Source organism: Legionellales bacterium (genome assembly GCA_026125385.1).
Taxonomy (GTDB): Bacteria; Pseudomonadota; Gammaproteobacteria; order JAHCLG01; family JAHCLG01; genus JAHCLG01.
Window position 1 is genome coordinate 1 of the sequence record JAHCLG010000029.1, and the last position, 16,172, is coordinate 16,172.

Consider the following 16,172-nt stretch of genomic DNA (forward strand, 5'->3'; position numbering starts at 1 on the left):
ATAATTTAAATTATTTTACTGAAGCTAAAAAACATCAATTGTTGGAAGAGTTTAACTGCAAACTTACCGACCTTCCTAAGGCTACCTTTAAAAATCAGGCAGTGAATTATTCTTTTTTATCGTATGAATGTAGTCAATTTAATCGCAGCGGCTATATTCTAATGATTGATGCTCATGATAATAAGCTTTATAGCATCACTTATGAATTTCGTACTCCCACTCTTAACCAACAACAAGAAAAAGAAGCCGTGGATTTTTACTCCAAGCTGATGGTGTGCGATCATCAGTCGAATGATTGCAGAACTATGGGTGAGAAAGCAGGTGATCGATAATTTTTTCGCCAGCATGAATTAATTCATTTTGAGCAGGAGTTTCGCCCTTGTGCCAAACTCCTATTAATTTTAAATGCCCCAGCGGTGGGTTAATAATTAAAATGGATTTCATCGTCTCACTCCAGAATTATAACTAGGTAATTTTTTCGTTAATACGGGAGTTGGATGACTTACCGTCCGGTCTTATTTACTTATTTTATGCCTTTACTAAATAAAACCAAAGAGAAGACTAAGAGGATGACCAGAAAATGTAGTTCATTATTCTTCTGTGTGACTAGTATTTTATCATTGTTTCTGTTTAAATTAAGCACAAATCAACTTTAATAATAAGAAAAGTAATTTTATGAAATACAACTACGATGAACCAACGAAAATTTTAACCATAACCTTTCAAGATCACACAGAAAAAGAAAGTTATGATCAAGATGTCTTACATACCGAGATTCTAAGTTCAATGAAAAATAATGATGCTCTGGTATTTTCCATTGAATTTAATAACAAAAACAAGGATGAAATACAAACTATTTTAAAAAATTTGGATAACCTTAAAGCCCTTAAACAGGCTACTGTGAACCCCTTAAATCTCGATAGAAGTCTATCAACAGATCTTACATCAGTATTGGACAACCTTGTTCAACCTCCTACTAGAACACTAAGTACTGGATTATTTAATAGCACCTATGCTGATGAGATCGCTCTTCTTGATACTGCCGTCCCAAATTCTCCACTTTATTTAACCCCCCCGCTTACCTCACATCCCACATCTTCGTACAGTCCTGATTTAACAAACCACAACATGGTTAATGCAAAACCTTTTGGAGTAAGCTTATCTAGTTCTTCAATGCCGCAATTAAACAGTCCATTTCAAAGTTCTATTTCAATAACAGCATTACCACACATCTCTAATTTTCCAACTTTATCTTCCAGCAGTAATGGCAGCAATATTTCTTCATCATCAGTTGATAATTCAACCCCCAGCCATCTTTCCCCCACCCCAGCCCAACCTCTGCTGCAAGATCAAAATAATACTACAGACTCTTCACTTCCTAAAAGAAAACAAAGGCTGAGTGACAGCCCATTCGTAAAGAATTGTATAACTATATTAGACCAAATACATCCTACTCAAAAACGAGGGCGAAAACTTAAGAATGTTCACGGTATAAATCAAGAACCTAAACTTAATCTTAATCTTAAAGCAGCCCGTAGGTATCGAGAAAGAAATAAAGCTTTGGACATTATTAGAGCCAAAGGAGCCATTGGACTTGATACAGAACAACAAGCTCTAAAAGCTGAAAATGATATTTTAACAGGCAAAAAAACTGACAGTCAGAAAAAACTAACTGATTCAATGGCGAGACTTAGTGAGGCTGAAAATAGGTTAGAACTTACTAAAGCAGAATTGGACAATATAAAAATTTTACTGCCTAACCTAATAGACGGCAATGAAGTGGGAATTTGCTTAAACGGTCCATTACATAAAAAAGTTTGCGTAAATCAGCTCATATCCTCATCCTCATCCTCATCCTCATCTTCAAGCACATCAATACCAACTCTAAGGGAAAACATGCCCATTAATTCAAAAACACACTATCAAAATGGGAGTAATTTAAATTTTAATCCGATTAACCTATACGACTCATATGCTGCCTCGAGAGATAATAATGAGGTTTGGGAAGCATTAGGTGAGCTTACTGAAAACAGTGATAACCTATTGGCTGATGGAGGGGGGCCATTTCATTCTTCAACCTTGTCATCCAGTAATAATGCCAATAATATTTCTTACTCATTACCCGTGGATCATTCTCCAGAACCTCCAGAAGACCAAGATAGTACTACAGAATCTTCAGAGCATGATGATAAAAATTCGTTATATGCTCATCCACTCATAAAAAGTTGTATAGAGAGGGCAAATAAAAAACTTTCTTCACACCCATCACTTCAATCTATTAGTACTCAAAAAAATATTTCCAATAAAGAACGCTCACGAATAGAAACTGCTGCATATCGTCTAAAAAATACAACTATACAGCAGGAGATAAATGATACTGGCACTAGACTTACTGAAGAAGTAGAAACTCTAGAAAAGCAAAATGCCAGCCATAAGACAGAAATAACAACTTTAGAAATTCAAATTGCCGCGACTGAAAAGCAGATGGAATCTACTCAAGCAGAGCTTAATTGTGTTCAAGAAGAGCTTAGTCGGGTTCAAGCAGAACTGCACAGTATGAATAATATAACGCCTAGCTTGATAGAGAAAACCTCAAGATTAATTTCATCTATAGGACTATTTAGAACTAACCAAGCAGAAACTATAGCTTCTCCACAAAGCACTCGAACTGAGTTCAGTACAAGCACAAGTGCAAACACAAGCACAGGCACACTTTCAACTTCACAAAAGAATTCTTTCTTTGATAGCCCATTACCTAATATTCAAAATTGTTCCTCGTCGTCCGGCTCAATAGCTTTAGATAAAAGGCTGCATAAATCTGATAGTAACCCAAAAACAACAATGTCCACAAGAAAACGTAAAGCCCCGGATTGTCCATGAATATAAAAAGAACTGTCTCCAGCATTTTTTTAAGAATTGACTCCTCATAAAAAAATAGGCGATTATTTATTGGCTACCAACGTAACATAAGGATTAATCCATGACTCTCCAAGTGAAAGGCTTAAGTCATCTGACTTTCATCTGCAAAGATTTAGAAAAAACAGCAGCGATATTTCAAGATGTGTTAGGAGCCAACGAAATTTATTGCAGTGGCGATAAAAAATTTTCGCTGGCAAAAGAAAAATTTTTTCGTTTAGCAGATATTTGGATTGCGATCATGGAAGGTGAATCAATTGAAAAAACATATAATCATGTGGCGTTACGGGTTAATGCGGATGAACTCGAACAATTTGCAGCAAAGATACGCGCTTATGGTTTAACTATTTTGAAAGACCGTAAGCGCAACGAAGCAGAGGGAAAATCATTGTATTTTTATGATTATGATAACCATCTATTTGAATTGCACACAGGTGATTTAGAAACACGATTAGCATTTTATCAACTCCAACAAGACTCCGTCATCAAGCATGTACCATAATGATTATTCATGCGTGTAATTTACCGTAAATTAGATAATTCACGGTAAATAATTTAACAGGTTGACACCGTAGACTAAACGCTTTAGTATTTTTTAAAAAATACGATTAGGAAATAACACAATGTCAACCATAAAATCGTTTTTGTTTATATATTTTTCAGTATTTTTAATATTAACCCTTCAAGTTCAAGCTGCCACGGTTTATCAAGTCTCAACAGTGAATGCCTTAATTGCTGGATTATTTCAGGGTGCAGTTAATTTTTCCACGCTGGCAAAACATGGCGATTTTGGCATTGGTTCGGTAAATAATATGGATGGTGAATTAATTGCCATCGATGGGAAATTTTATCGTATTTCTCCTAATGGGAAAATGAATCTTATTCCGCCATCACAAACCACACCTTATGCAATTGTGACTTTTTTCAAACCGACAGAACATTTTAATGTTGATCACATCACCTCATATAAACAATTAATCGACGTACTGAATCAACATATCACGAATCGTAATATTCCATGGGCAATTCGCATTACCGGATTTTATCCTTATTTGCAATTACGCGCCGTTCGCGGTGCCAAACCGCCCTACCCCTCTTTTACTAAACTGGCTGAAAAGCAAGCATTATTTAAACTACACGATAAAAAAGGTGATGGAGTAGGGTTTTTCTATCCGGTGTATTTAAGCAAACTGAATACGCCAGGTTATCATATTCATTTTATCACCGACGATCGCACTACCGGCGGACACATTTTACAAACTCAAATTAAATCGGCCGTGATTGAATTAATGCCTTTAGTTAATTTAGAAATTGCGTTTCCTAATACTGAGGCATTTAAAAATAGCACAGCCCTCGATAAGAATAATCGAGATTTATTTGTAAAAAACTTTGGCGATGGTGTGCAGTTACATTAGATTATCGAAATCTGCCGTGATAATTTACCGAGCCTTAATTTCTAAACACGCGCACGCTGTTTCTATTAAAAAACAAGACACGAAACGCGAAAAAATCAATGCAAAATATTACACACAGTAAAATTATCAATCGGCCTTAAAAACCGAACGACTGTTAACTGCCTCGCTAAATTTTATGGTGTTTTTTACTTAGAAATCGAGTATGATACGCACTGACTTAAATGTTAAGTCAGGATTTTCAAAAGGATTGAAAATTATTAAGGAAACGGATGTAATATTTTTTGAAAAATAATGGAGATATAATTATGGCAGAACGTAGTGAATCAGAATTAGCACAAGAAGCACAAAACATAACAGCACTTAAAACTGAGATGATTGCAGAGGCAATTACTACAGTAACAATTGGACAATCTGATAAGATAAATGAATTTTTGAAGAAAAAAGAATTAACTAAAAATGAAAAAGCACAGGCCTTTTATTATAAATTCGCCCTACTTGCTATCAAAGATTTAGTAGAAAATGATGAAAATATTGTAATTAATGAACAACAGATAGAAGCCATTGAAAAATTTATCGGGGCTAATCTACCAGATGATTTATTTGCTCTACTGGATGGCTACACAACCACACTTGAAAATGCTGATAAGAAGCGCACACAAACGCATCAACTTTTCTTTCAACAAGATCCCAGCACTCACTTAATGGTAGCTATTTATCATAATAAAAAATGGCTAATGCCCTATGATGTAAGATTTATGGGCCAGGCAAAAGTTAATAAAGGTGGTGCCGATGCTCAACCTGAAAAATCTTTCACTGAAAATGGCTTTAAGAGAGTTCTTGCCGAATCAGCACTCTTAAAAGCTCACGAAACTGAGCTAGTACCTCTTGGTTCAATTGCTTTAAGAGCAAGCATTGCCGAAAGTCAACAAGATAGCGTTAAAATAGGTGACAAAGAATTCCCTGTTCATCATGGCTTTATCACGGGCTCTATGAATGCCATTCTCAATAAAGAGTTAACTCAAGAAGAACTTGAACAGTCAAGATTAGTACAAGCTGAAAGAGATTTTAGAGCTTATCATTTAGTAAAACTTTTACCTGGGTTACCCCGTAAAGTTAGCGAAAAAGTAACACAAGAAGATGTAGAAAGTGATATTAAAAATCTTTCTGCGGTTCGCGAAACTGCGCTTAATAAATTAGCGGCTACAATAGATGCGCTTGATAATAATGATGTGGATATTGATTTAACTAAATTAAAAACCATCTTTGATGCTTTTTCCAAAGCCTATTCAGAAGACGTTAACAGTAAAATCACAAAAGATTTACATAAACAATTTCTAGATATCGCCCAAAAAGGAACTGAATTTGTAATTGAAACCGATGTGGAAGTTGCCAAAAATAAAAAAGTAAAATTACCCGTGAGCGCGCGTGGTTATCAACCGTTAATGCCTACTTTAAACACTATTGTTGATTCAGCAACTAACAAATCACCCTCCTTCATTGCCCAGCCTGCAGCCTCAGTACCTTACTATGTAATGGACATTGAAACAGGTAAGATACGACTAAATGATAACGGAAAACATACTCTAGGATATTTAACTGCCAAATCTTTTTCTCCCAGCATTAAAAGCATGGCTCCAGCGGTTGGCCATGATGCATATGTATTAACTTATATTTCTTCAAAAGGAATAGATCCCAATACTGCTGCTCAATTGATACATTTATCTACGAAGCCTCAATTTTCAACTTTTTTAACGGAGTTAAATAATTCCACGTTAACTTCTTTGCAGGTGAAAGGTATTATCAATGGAATTTGCAAAAATACTGTGACTATGGAATCTGTTTCTGATCAATTAGAAAAACAAAGACTACAAAATGAAGAAGCAATAGAAGCATTATTAAAATCATGTGGTTCAGATCTAAGTGTTAGTAGCTCAATTAGCTCTTCATCAGCTTCTACTAGCTCCAGTAGCTCCTCAAGCTCATCTTCTTTGTCTCGCATTGCCCACTATACAGCTACGTTTGGCTCATTTAGCACATCAAACACTAGTACCTCTGCTGGAAGTTCTTCGTCGTCGAGTTCTAGTCTTACTACTGCAAGCTCTTCTTCCTCGTCAAGTAGTTCTAGCAGCCTAAAACCTAGTCCCTCATCAAAGCAATTATAGTTAATTAGCTAAGCTCAATCCACCAGCATATTCAAAGTGCTGGTGGATTTGTGATTTCAATATAATAGGAAAAACATTATGTCAAACCGTCGCCAGCAGAGAGCACACACTCAACAGCCAATCACACCCCATGTTAATCCTCAACCCAGTCTTTTGGCGAACGCTTGTCGTCAATTGACGATGTTTACTACGGCAACATTTGCGGGTGGCACAGCCGGTTATTTCGGCGCAAAAAATTTCTTCCAGGGTAATCTCACGTTTAGCGTTGTTCATTATGTTTCATTAATAGGATGGTATCAAACGTTCAAAGATGAGCCGACCGGCAGTGCTGGATACATTACTGGCGCATTATTTGGAAGCCTTTTCGGATTTATTGCTAATAACTCTACAATGAATAGTGATGGTAATAAAATAAAACCTGGTTCGTTTTAAATATCGCTATTTCGGTTTAGCATACAAGCAATTACTCTTGCTGTGCTTAGCACTCAAAATCAACGTTTTTTGATCCACGTGCGGGAATTTTGAACCAGCGCTAAGCAGAGCAGCAATTGCAATCTTTTTTAAGCCAGCGATTCCATCCGACTATACGCCACAGGTACTGTTTTCACATCGTCAAAGGTGACGTATTCCCAAGCGTCTGGGGTGGCGAGTAATTTTTTCAATAATTGGTTATTGAGTGAGTGACCGGATTTAAAGCCTTCAAATTCGCCGATGATGCTTGAGCCTAATAAATAAAGATCGCCAATGGCATCGAGGATTTTATGTTTGACGAATTCATCGTCGTAGCGCAAACCGTCTTCGTTTAAAATACGAAAATCATCTACTACAATCGCATTATCCAAACTTCCACCCAGCGCAAGATTTTTTTCGCGCAAATATTCGTATTCCGACATAAAACCATAGGTGCGCGCGCGTGAAACTTCTTTGACATACGATAACGCTGAAAAATCGAAGGCCACATGATTATTGCGATGGCGAAATACTGGATGATCATATTCAATGGTAAAAGCGATTTTAAAGCCATCGTAAGGTTTAATATACGCCCAACGATCGCCATCTTGAATTTTAATTTTGCGTTTAATTTTTATAAATTTTTTCAAGGCATTTTGTTCGGCAATACCCGCAGATTGAATTAAAAAGACAAACGGTGCGGCACTCCCATCCATAATCGGTACTTCATTCGCGGTGAGGTCGACATAAGCATTATCTACCCCTAAACCTGCGAAGGCCGATAATAAATGTTCGACCGTGGCAATAGTGACTCCATTCACGGCCAAGGTGGTGGACATCACAGTGCTACCGACATGTTCATTTAATGCGGGAATTTCAACCACAGGATTTAAATCGACACGACGAAAAATAATGCCGGTATTTTCAGGTGCGGGTCTCAAGGTTAAATAGACTTTTTGTCCGCTGTGTACTCCAACTCCCGTTGCCTTAATAATGTTTTTCAATGTGCGTTGTTTTATCATGGTGCCAATGCCTTTTGTGAGAAAGCCAACAATCCTTTGACCATTTTAACACAAGTGCCGGATTGATAAATCATTCACCTAGAAGCAGTGATTCAGCGTGGCGTTCATACAATCCCTTCCTACTTGTCATTCCTTAAGTTAATACATCATACCAACTCAAAGTTTGGCAAGTATAATCACCTTATGTTGAAATGTCACCCCTAGAATTTAAGCTTAGTCCACGACATAAACATTTTCCTCAAGACCACTCAAATTTTATAACTGGCGCAAATTGTGGTACCAGAGTTGTTTCAGCCAAGGCTGAGCTTGGCGATAACGTTTGGGCACCATGAACAATAAAGTTAACTCGCTATTATGCACAAAAGAACCATAATAATACTGCCCTGGTGTGTTGAGATTAGACTGATATAAAAAATTTATGCCCCGCTTTAAGGCGCCAAACTGCGCAGAATGCTGTTGCGTTAAATTACCAGTGCCGTGAATAAAATCGTAATAATAACCTTCAGGAAACTGTTGAAGAAACATATCAATTAACTCCGCTGGCTCAATTGGCATGTTGTTGGCATCATGCAATGATGAGGGATAGTTTTTTTCAACAGACAAACGATCAAATACGGTCTCTAATGCCACACGTGGAGCGGAAAATTCTGCGTCCATTATAAAGCGTTCAACGCAACCCAATAAATTATGGGTAAGCCATGCGAGTGTGATGCGTGTTGGCTGCTGATTAATCTTTTCAAACCAAATAATTTCTCGCTCGCTGAGACGAGAAGCTAAACCTGCTCCCCCCAACATATGACTGATTTTATTTAATATAATTATCCGTTGTTGCAGATTAAGATGGCCATGCAGCCGAATTATTTTAACGGCCACAGGATGTGGTTGGTTTACTATTTCCTGCCCCCAGACAACTAACGGCTGACTGCCCACAAAATTACCTTCATCGATAATCAAGGGTAAAATAGGAAAAAATAAATAAAAACAACAAGCGAGAAGAAACAAACTAAATAATATAAAACCACTCGCCATCGATAATCCAGCAAGATTAACTATAAGCACTATCCCCGCCGTGATGCTCCCACAAGCTAATACATCTAAATAACGATGTTCCGTAAACGCTTTCATTTGTAAAATGGCTAACAAAGAACGTAGCATAAAAAATGGCAACATCAGAATTGCAAAAAATAGTGTGGCATGGCCATAGGCAATCAAAAACAAAATCAGCATAATGAGCACACTGATTATCCCTGGGATGCCCGAAAATAATAATGCGGACTGACAAAAACGGTTGCGAATACGAGAAAATAAGGGTTGATGCAATTTTTTAAAATCAAAATAAAATAATTTTGCCCAGTCATAGCCAAAGCGAATGGGGATAGTAATTAAAAAGAGGATAATGATGTTATTCATAGCCGAGGTTTGCGCAGATGTATTTTTATAAAACAGCAATACGATTATCCCATCGAATTTAATCATGGTTGACGCCAACCCCGCACAAAAAAATTCGAGGCTAATCACTTTTTTCAAAAAGGAAAAAATTTTCAAACCATTTAAGTTTACTTTAATATCTATTTTTAAATTTTTATAACTTAGGGAAGCGAAATAGGCGGTTAAGCCGCAGCTTAATAATGAAGAAACCAATATTGCAATCGGTAAAGCTAAAAACTTCACAAACGGCCATAATGAAAACAGAATGATAAAATTAGCAATGCTGCTAAACGCAATTGACCAAAACGGACGATAAACTCGTTGCAAAGCATAAACGCCGGAATGATAGGTGCGAACAATTAAAGACGCGCTCATTTGCACAGCAATTGCCAGAATGTATAAGCTTGCCGAGGAAAAATATTGCTTTAGAAAATGTGCGCCAAAATAAAGTATAAGCACACTCAAACCAACAAGCAATACTCCAAGATAAATCGAAAAACCTAACCATAAGCTAATTTCGCTACGCAGTTGATAATCATTAGCCGTTTTACGCAACATCCGAATTCGTGCTCGTGATATTTCAAGGCCACCCCACCAAAATCCATTGACAATTAAACTGCTGGCACGCAACATAATTAAAAATATGACAATGGCGACGGGAAATACTTTAATTAAAAAGAAAAACTCTATAACGTGTAATACTGTATCGAGGAAAAAATTAGCGATTAAAAAGCGTAAGCGATATAAGGCATAATTAAAAAAGCGATTGGTTAAAATGGCATTATCTAAAGAAAAATCACTCGATTTATTTTTGTGCTTTTGAAACCAATGCGTGAGTAATTGCATTTTAAACCTTATTGCGTTGATGATACAGAGATTGCAGCTGCCATTCGAGACGAATTTTTTTATAAGGAATGTGATTAAAAGCAATAATTCCGCGTTTTTTAGTAAGTGCTTCTGCCACTGTCAATGCAATTAATTTATCCAAATTTCTTAATTGTACGCGATCGGTGACGAGAGTGAGTACTTTTTGGATCTGCTTATTTGCTAATTCTCCGCGCGAATTAAAAAGTTTATTTAGCATCTTACACACGATTTCCCCTTGCGTCTCTTGACTTTCGTGACTTAATAGTTTGATAGTGCCCAATACTCGCCGTCGAATATCTCGTAAAAGAATCCGCACTTGTTTTGGCTTTAAACCAATCTCACCTTTAAAAGTTACGCGCATACCTAAAAAATCAAGATATTGTTTACCAGACCAGACTGTTTTAGCCTGAAAATTTCTGCCAGCACCATTAAAATAATAGCATTTTTCTTTTTTAGTGTTACTGGTTAGTTGCAATAATTGCAAAGCCTCTTGTAGTTTTTGTCGCTGGGTGAGGATAACATCATAACTTTCATGTAAATAAATAATATCATCACAATAACGTGCGTAAAATCCTTCTTGATTTACTGTCATGGCATTATCGAGCGAATGAGCATAAAGATTATATAAAAATGAGGTAATGGGCGATCCGGTAGGAACGCCTAAAGTATTTTGGATTAATTCCCCAGAACTTTTTTGAATGTGAGGCCGAATGCACTGTTTTAACAGCGGCCAGATAATATGTTGTGGTGTCAAATCATTAAAACCATGCTGTAAGTAGTCCTCAAGAATTTTCCACAATAGCGAATCATCGTGCACAGGGATGTTATCGGTATACGCTGCAATATCGGATTTTAATACGAATAACCCACGCTGTTTAATTTCTGGTGTTGAATGAATATGCTGTCGCACAAACCGTGCCAAATCTGCGACTGCCTCATAAGCGCTTATGCCTGCTTGATAGGAATACACTGCAGGATGAATATAAGATTGACTCCGCTGCATTAACAAAGAAGCTAGCACGCCATGCACAATAAAATCACTGACGGCAAAACGATAAATAATTCGAGGTTTTTCTTTGATAAAAAGTGTTATCTTACGAGCCGGTGTAAACTGATACGTTTGGGCAATAATTTCCTGCGCTAAGAGTTTACTGAAAGTCTGGCGATTTTGATATATTTGAGCAAAATGCACACCTTCTTGCTGAGTCGTAAAGAGAAGATTGCGGTTTAGATAACGTTCGTATAATAATTCAATTTGGCGCAAATACACTGCGCTATTGGCTAAGAGCTCGCTAAGATTATGTGATGTTTGTTGCATGAATAAAAACAGATCTTATGAATAAAACTTACATGGGATTAAGTGTAGTAAACGTAAAGCATTCGTTACTAAATTATCCACCGCAGTATCCAATTTAGCATTAATCAATTGACCTTAATCCCATGATTAGTATGGATGGGGAAGTTAAAAATGTCTAGATTAATCTAACATTTTGTTGCTTGAACCCTTCCTACACTCCCGTATTTGCTGTTTGCTTATGAGCAAGGGTTTGCTGGTATTCCAATCACTTGCAAAATCATCGTGTAATTCTGTAACCACCAGAGGCTCAGACAAGAAAATACTAAGTTCCCGATTTTCTCGACTTCGGATCGAAATTTTTCAAAAAAGATAAAAAATTGTTTATTTACAACCCCTTACGCATTTTTTTGCCTTTTTGTTGTTGAGTCTCGATGAGTTGCAACGATGATACAAATAGGTTACAATATGTCTTATTCAGGATGAACGGCGACACAACATGTTTATTAGGAAAAAGAAAAATAAAGGCGGGACCACGTCCATTTTATTGATCGTGGGTGAGCGTAAGTCTGGACTCAAACATTCCACGCCTCGGTTAATTAAAAATTTTGGCGCATCGAGTGATGAAGAGGAATTAAAAATACTCATTCAACGCGCTGAAGAATATAAACAGCATCTATTATCAGTTTCACCAAAAGCTGCAACATTAAAAATAACATCCCCACGTGATATAAAGTCCTGTCTCTCATTTATTACGGGCTTTACTGATGTTTATGGTAAGTTTTTCAATAAAATATTTTCGAGACTAAACTTAAAACCACACGAATTAAAAAAACTACATGATTTAATTATTATGCGTATTGCCAATCCTGCCAGCAAAAGAAAAACAGCGATGATATCACGCGACTATGATCTTGAGTGTAATGTCGATTCAATTTATAAACTCATGGATCAACTAACAGAAAATACGATAAAACAAGCTAAAAAAATGATTTATCAGCATTCAATCGAGCTATTAGCGGCGCAAAAAGAAACGGTTGATGTGATGTTTTATGATTTAACCACCGTCTATTTCGAAACAAATTCTGATGATGCTTTACGCAATTTTGGCTTTTCAAAAGATGGCAAATGCCAACATGTTCAAATTATGTTGGCGGTCATTGTTACTAAACATGGGTTACCCATTGATTATGAAGAATTCCCTGGAAATTGTTATGAGGGGCACACTTTAATTCCAGTTCTTGAAAAAATTAAAACACGCTACAACATTGATCAAACCGTTTTAGTAGCTGACGCTGCATTGATGAACAAAATTAACTTAGCGGCACTAACTGAAAGGAAAATACATTATGTCATCTCAGCCAGAATTAAAAATACTACAAAAAATATTCAAGAAAAAATACTTAACCAAACAGAATATGAAATAGCCTATTCAAACCAAGAGGATATTGTTTTATCTAAAGCAATCAAACTACCCGAGGGTGATACCCTGATCGCCTTTCACAGCAGTAAACGCGCTAGAAAAGACGGTTATGAACGAGAAAAGGCGCTCGATAAAATACAATACTATCTTAACAGCACGGCTAAAAGCCAGCTCACCAGCCGATTAAAAAAGCCCTACGTAAAAATCAATAAAGGTGCCAAACTAGAAATTGATTGGAATAAATTAGAGCGTGAGAAGCAATTTGATGGATTTTTTGGCATTCAGACGAATTTAGAAAATAGTGATCCAAAAGAAATATTAAATACTTATCGTGGATTGTGGCAAGTAGAGCAAACCTTTCGCATTGCAAAATCTAATTTGGAAATTAGACCTGTATTTCACTACAGCACCGATAGGATCAGAGCTCATTTTTTAATTTGTTATATGAGCCTTGCATTAATTCGCTATGTTGAGTTTGAATTGAAGAAAAATAATTTACATTATCCTATCGACCGATTACATTTTTTATTAAGTCAAATGCGGGTGACAAAAATATATCACGCCGATCGCAATGCTTATGTGTTGCTTGAAGATCCGCCCCCGGAATTAATTTCCGTGTATCAAGCTCTCAACATCAAGTGGCACAAAAAGTTCAGCCAAGAAGCCGTTTTGTAGAGTCTCAAAAATTATAACTGATTGTAATTAAACACTTTTTTTAAAATCCGATCCGAAGTCGAGAAGTTAAAAATGTCTAGATTAATCTAACATTTTGTTGCTTGAACCCTTCCTACACTCCCGTATTTGCTGTTTGCTTATGAGCAAGGGTTTGCTGGTATTCCAATCACTTGCAAAATCATCGTGTAATTCTGTAACCACCAGAGGCTCAGACAAGAAAATACTAAGTTCCCGATTTTTATTAAAGGATGTATCGGTAAAATTCACCGAGCCGACATAGGCTTTCGCCGTATTTTTCCCAGGATCACGCACGCCTGCTTTGGCGTGAATGAGATACTGAGGTAAATAATGTAAGCTAACTCCAGCATTAATTAAACCGACGAGCCCACAACTCGGATAAAATTGACTTTGCGGGGTGTTCTGATTAGTAAGAATACGCACTTTTACCCCGTGGCGTGCCAAATAAACCAAACGATGGATAACGCTCCACGATTTTAATTCCGTCACATACAAATCCAATGAATTCTTAGTGCCTTTAAAAAATCGCTTGAATTGTGCATAACTATTTAACGGACTCCAAGCTAATGTTGTCTGCGTTGAAAATGGCGATTGACGATTTAAATCGGCTTGGTAAAAATCCGAAATTTCGCGAGCGATAGCGGGATCGTTGGTGGCAATCGCAAAATTACGTTCGTGCTTAAAACTGGTAAAAGTAAAGTTAAAGGTCATGATGAATGAATCAATATCATCAATCACCAAGGCTTTTTGATGAGTAAACGCAAACTGTGGGTTAGGAAGCTCAATTGAAATGCCCGCTCGCTGCAACAATTTTTTTGCCTCATCATTGGCATGCTGGGATAAATAAGGAGAAGGTTCTAGCATGACATGCACACGTACTCCACGCTTTTTGGCATTGACTAGCGCGTTTTCTATTTTTATAAATGTGAGAATATAGGTAATTAAAATAATATTTTTTTTGGCTTGCGTGATGGGTTGATAAAAAGGTGTTATCCCATCTTCAGGAAAACGATAGAGTTTATAAAAAATATTCGCTTGTGCCGTAGAAAGAAAAATCATGAAAAAAATACCCAGGAAGATTTTTAGCAAAAATTCTCGAAAAAAATGGGGTTGGAGTTGCATTGCTATGCTCCTGATTAAATCTAAATTTGGCAGCAAAAAATTCTTAACTAACGTAGGAACGTTTTTTTAAGTCACTTTCTGGGCGAATAAACTGTCGGAAAGGCGAAACTTTGAGATTAAAATACCGTGAGGATTTACCCACGGTATTTTGATCTCGTCATCGCGCTAGACCGCGCGATTACATCGAGCAACCCTTTTATGGTTCAACTTCTTCTTGGCGACGTAAAAATGCGGGGATATCGAGATAATCGACATCTTCACTGGTCGCTTCGGTAATGGGAGTGCTAGTAATACGTTTGTTACGAATAACTGTAGGACGCTCGAGTTGTTGATAGTCCATCGTGCCATCGTTGCGAGTATTTTCGCGGAAATTCATCGAGCTGGTTGTGCGCGCTTGTAAACGCTCGCGTCCAAGCCCCGTGACTACCACAGTAACGCGCAATTCATCTTCGACATCAGGATCAATCACGGTGCCCACAACCACTGTTGCATTTTCCGAGGTAAAGCCTTTCACCACTTCACCCACTTCTTCAAATTCCCCAATCGACATATCTAATCCGGCCGTGATATTGACTAACACACCTCGTGCGCCGCTTAAGTCGACGTCTTCTAATAAGGGGCTACGAATAGCGGATTCGGCCGCTTCACGCGCACGATTTTCACCTTTCGCGCGTCCTGTTCCCATCATCGCCATACCCATTTCCGACATAACCGTGCGAACATCAGCGAAATCGACGTTAATTAAACCTGGACGGGTGATCAGATCGGCAATGCCTTGAACTGCGCCTTGCAATACATTATTCGCTGCTTTAAAGGCATTTAAGAGCGACATATTTTTTCCAAGCACAGTTAACAGTTTATTATTAGGAATGGTAATTAAGGAATCCACCGATTCGCTTAATAAGGCGATACCTTGTTCAGCGACTTTTAAACGTTGACGACCTTCAAATGAAAAAGGTTTCGTGACCACCGCTACGGTTAAAATACCCATTTCACGCGCAATTTGCGCAATCACAGGAGCACCACCTGTACCCGTTCCACCGCCCATACCCGCGGTGATAAACACCATATCGCTGCCTTGTAACACAGAGCGAATGCGTTCCCGATCTTCTTCGGCGGATTTACGACCGACTTCAGGATTGGCACCTGCACCTAAACCTTTGGTAATTTCTTCACCGATTTGAATTAAACTTGGCGCATTGGATTTTTTTAATGCTTGCGCATCAGTGTTCATGGTGATGAATTCCACACCTTGAATTTGTTCGCCCAACATATGCTCTACCGCATTACCACCGCCACCACCGACACCAATGACTTTAATAACGGCATTTTGTTGAACTGCATTATCAATTATTTCAAACATTCGAGCTTCTCCCTGAC

Annotated in this window: 13 protein-coding genes; 7 read left to right on the plus strand and 6 right to left on the minus strand. The window is 37.5% G+C overall.

Translation table 11 applies throughout. The features are described from left to right. Nucleotides 1-332: hypothetical protein (locus KIT27_10075; GenBank protein ID MCW5589989.1), on the plus strand; the 332-nt coding region annotated here is incomplete at its 5' end. Here the strand turns inward: KIT27_10075 and KIT27_10080 are convergent. Next, nucleotides 304-444, minus strand: a complete 141-nt coding sequence (locus tag KIT27_10080; GenBank protein MCW5589990.1) for a hypothetical protein — start codon at nt 442-444, stop codon at nt 304-306. The genes KIT27_10075 and KIT27_10080 overlap by 29 nt on opposite strands. Nucleotides 445-675: 231 nt before the next feature. Here KIT27_10080 and KIT27_10085 point away from each other — a divergent pair, with 231 nt between their 5' ends. The 5 genes from KIT27_10085 (at nt 676) to KIT27_10105 (ending at nt 6,925) form a co-directional block, all read left to right on the plus strand. Then, nucleotides 676-2,880 (plus strand): hypothetical protein, encoded by a 2,205-nt coding sequence (locus tag KIT27_10085; GenBank protein ID MCW5589991.1) that lies wholly within the window; start codon nt 676-678, stop codon nt 2,878-2,880. Nucleotides 2,881-2,980: 100 nt separating this feature from the next. Then, a complete protein-coding gene (gene fosX / locus KIT27_10090; protein ID MCW5589992.1) occupies nt 2,981-3,418 on the plus strand; it encodes a FosX/FosE/FosI family fosfomycin resistance hydrolase in 438 nt (145 codons plus the stop codon). 121 nt (nt 3,419-3,539) lie between these two features. After that, a complete protein-coding gene (gene budA, locus KIT27_10095; protein MCW5589993.1) occupies nt 3,540-4,331 on the plus strand; it encodes an acetolactate decarboxylase in 792 nt (263 codons plus the stop codon). A 305-nt stretch (nt 4,332-4,636) separates the two neighbouring features. Continuing rightward, entirely contained in the window at nt 4,637-6,493 is a 1,857-nt protein-coding gene (locus KIT27_10100) for a hypothetical protein (protein MCW5589994.1), read from the plus strand. A gap of 78 nt (nt 6,494-6,571) precedes the next feature. Further along, nucleotides 6,572-6,925, plus strand: a complete 354-nt coding sequence (locus KIT27_10105; protein ID MCW5589995.1) for a hypothetical protein — start codon at nt 6,572-6,574, stop codon at nt 6,923-6,925. A 128-nt stretch (nt 6,926-7,053) separates the two neighbouring features. Here KIT27_10105 and KIT27_10110 read toward each other — a convergent pair whose 3' ends face one another. From KIT27_10110 to KIT27_10120, 3 genes are all read right to left on the minus strand, one after another. Continuing rightward, complete coding sequence (locus KIT27_10110; GenBank protein MCW5589996.1) at nt 7,054-7,965, minus strand: UDP-3-O-acyl-N-acetylglucosamine deacetylase; 912 nt, start codon at nt 7,963-7,965, stop codon at nt 7,054-7,056. A 255-nt stretch (nt 7,966-8,220) separates the two neighbouring features. After that, a complete protein-coding gene (locus KIT27_10115) occupies nt 8,221-10,239 on the minus strand; it encodes a hypothetical protein (protein ID MCW5589997.1) in 2,019 nt (672 codons plus the stop codon). A 1-nt stretch (nt 10,240) separates the two neighbouring features. Then, nucleotides 10,241-11,578: a hypothetical protein gene (locus KIT27_10120; protein MCW5589998.1), complete on the minus strand. Its 1,338-nt coding sequence runs from the start codon at nt 11,576-11,578 to the stop codon at nt 10,241-10,243. A gap of 475 nt (nt 11,579-12,053) precedes the next feature. Here KIT27_10120 and KIT27_10125 point away from each other — a divergent pair, with 475 nt between their 5' ends. Continuing rightward, nucleotides 12,054-13,652 carry an IS1634 family transposase gene (locus KIT27_10125; protein MCW5589999.1) on the plus strand — a complete coding sequence of 533 codons (1,599 nt, stop codon included), beginning with the start codon at nt 12,054-12,056 and terminating at the stop codon, nt 13,650-13,652. A gap of 81 nt (nt 13,653-13,733) precedes the next feature. Here the strand turns inward: KIT27_10125 and KIT27_10130 are convergent, their stop codons facing one another. Both KIT27_10130 and ftsZ read right to left on the minus strand, forming a co-directional pair. Beyond that, the gene (locus KIT27_10130) at nt 13,734-14,792 is read right to left on the minus strand and encodes a hypothetical protein (GenBank protein MCW5590000.1); all 1,059 of its coding nucleotides are present in this window, start codon (nt 14,790-14,792) and stop codon (nt 13,734-13,736) included. Between the two features lie 196 nt (nt 14,793-14,988). Then, nucleotides 14,989-16,155 (minus strand): cell division protein FtsZ, encoded by a 1,167-nt coding sequence (gene ftsZ, locus KIT27_10135; GenBank protein ID MCW5590001.1) that lies wholly within the window; start codon nt 16,153-16,155, stop codon nt 14,989-14,991. Nucleotides 16,156-16,172 lie beyond the last annotated feature (17 nt).

Bases quoted from the DNA above. Each gene is read 5' to 3' on its own strand.
- KIT27_10105 (MCW5589995.1), top strand. From the start codon at position 6,572: ATGTCAAACCGTCGCCAGCAGAGAGCACACACTCAACAGCCAATCACA.
- fosX (MCW5589992.1), top strand. From the start codon at position 2,981: ATGACTCTCCAAGTGAAAGGCTTAAGTCATCTGACTTTCATCTGCAAA.
- KIT27_10120 (MCW5589998.1), bottom strand. From the start codon at position 11,578: ATGCAACAAACATCACATAATCTTAGCGAGCTCTTAGCCAATAGCGCA.
- KIT27_10115 (MCW5589997.1), bottom strand. From the start codon at position 10,239: ATGCAATTACTCACGCATTGGTTTCAAAAGCACAAAAATAAATCGAGT.
- KIT27_10125 (MCW5589999.1), top strand. From the start codon at position 12,054: ATGTTTATTAGGAAAAAGAAAAATAAAGGCGGGACCACGTCCATTTTA.
- KIT27_10100 (MCW5589994.1), top strand. From the start codon at position 4,637: ATGGCAGAACGTAGTGAATCAGAATTAGCACAAGAAGCACAAAACATA.
- KIT27_10130 (MCW5590000.1), bottom strand. From the start codon at position 14,792: ATGCAACTCCAACCCCATTTTTTTCGAGAATTTTTGCTAAAAATCTTC.
- ftsZ (MCW5590001.1), bottom strand. From the start codon at position 16,155: ATGTTTGAAATAATTGATAATGCAGTTCAACAAAATGCCGTTATTAAA.
- KIT27_10085 (MCW5589991.1), top strand. From the start codon at position 676: ATGAAATACAACTACGATGAACCAACGAAAATTTTAACCATAACCTTT.
- KIT27_10110 (MCW5589996.1), bottom strand. From the start codon at position 7,965: ATGATAAAACAACGCACATTGAAAAACATTATTAAGGCAACGGGAGTT.
- KIT27_10080 (MCW5589990.1), bottom strand. From the start codon at position 444: ATGAAATCCATTTTAATTATTAACCCACCGCTGGGGCATTTAAAATTA.
- budA (MCW5589993.1), top strand. From the start codon at position 3,540: ATGTCAACCATAAAATCGTTTTTGTTTATATATTTTTCAGTATTTTTA.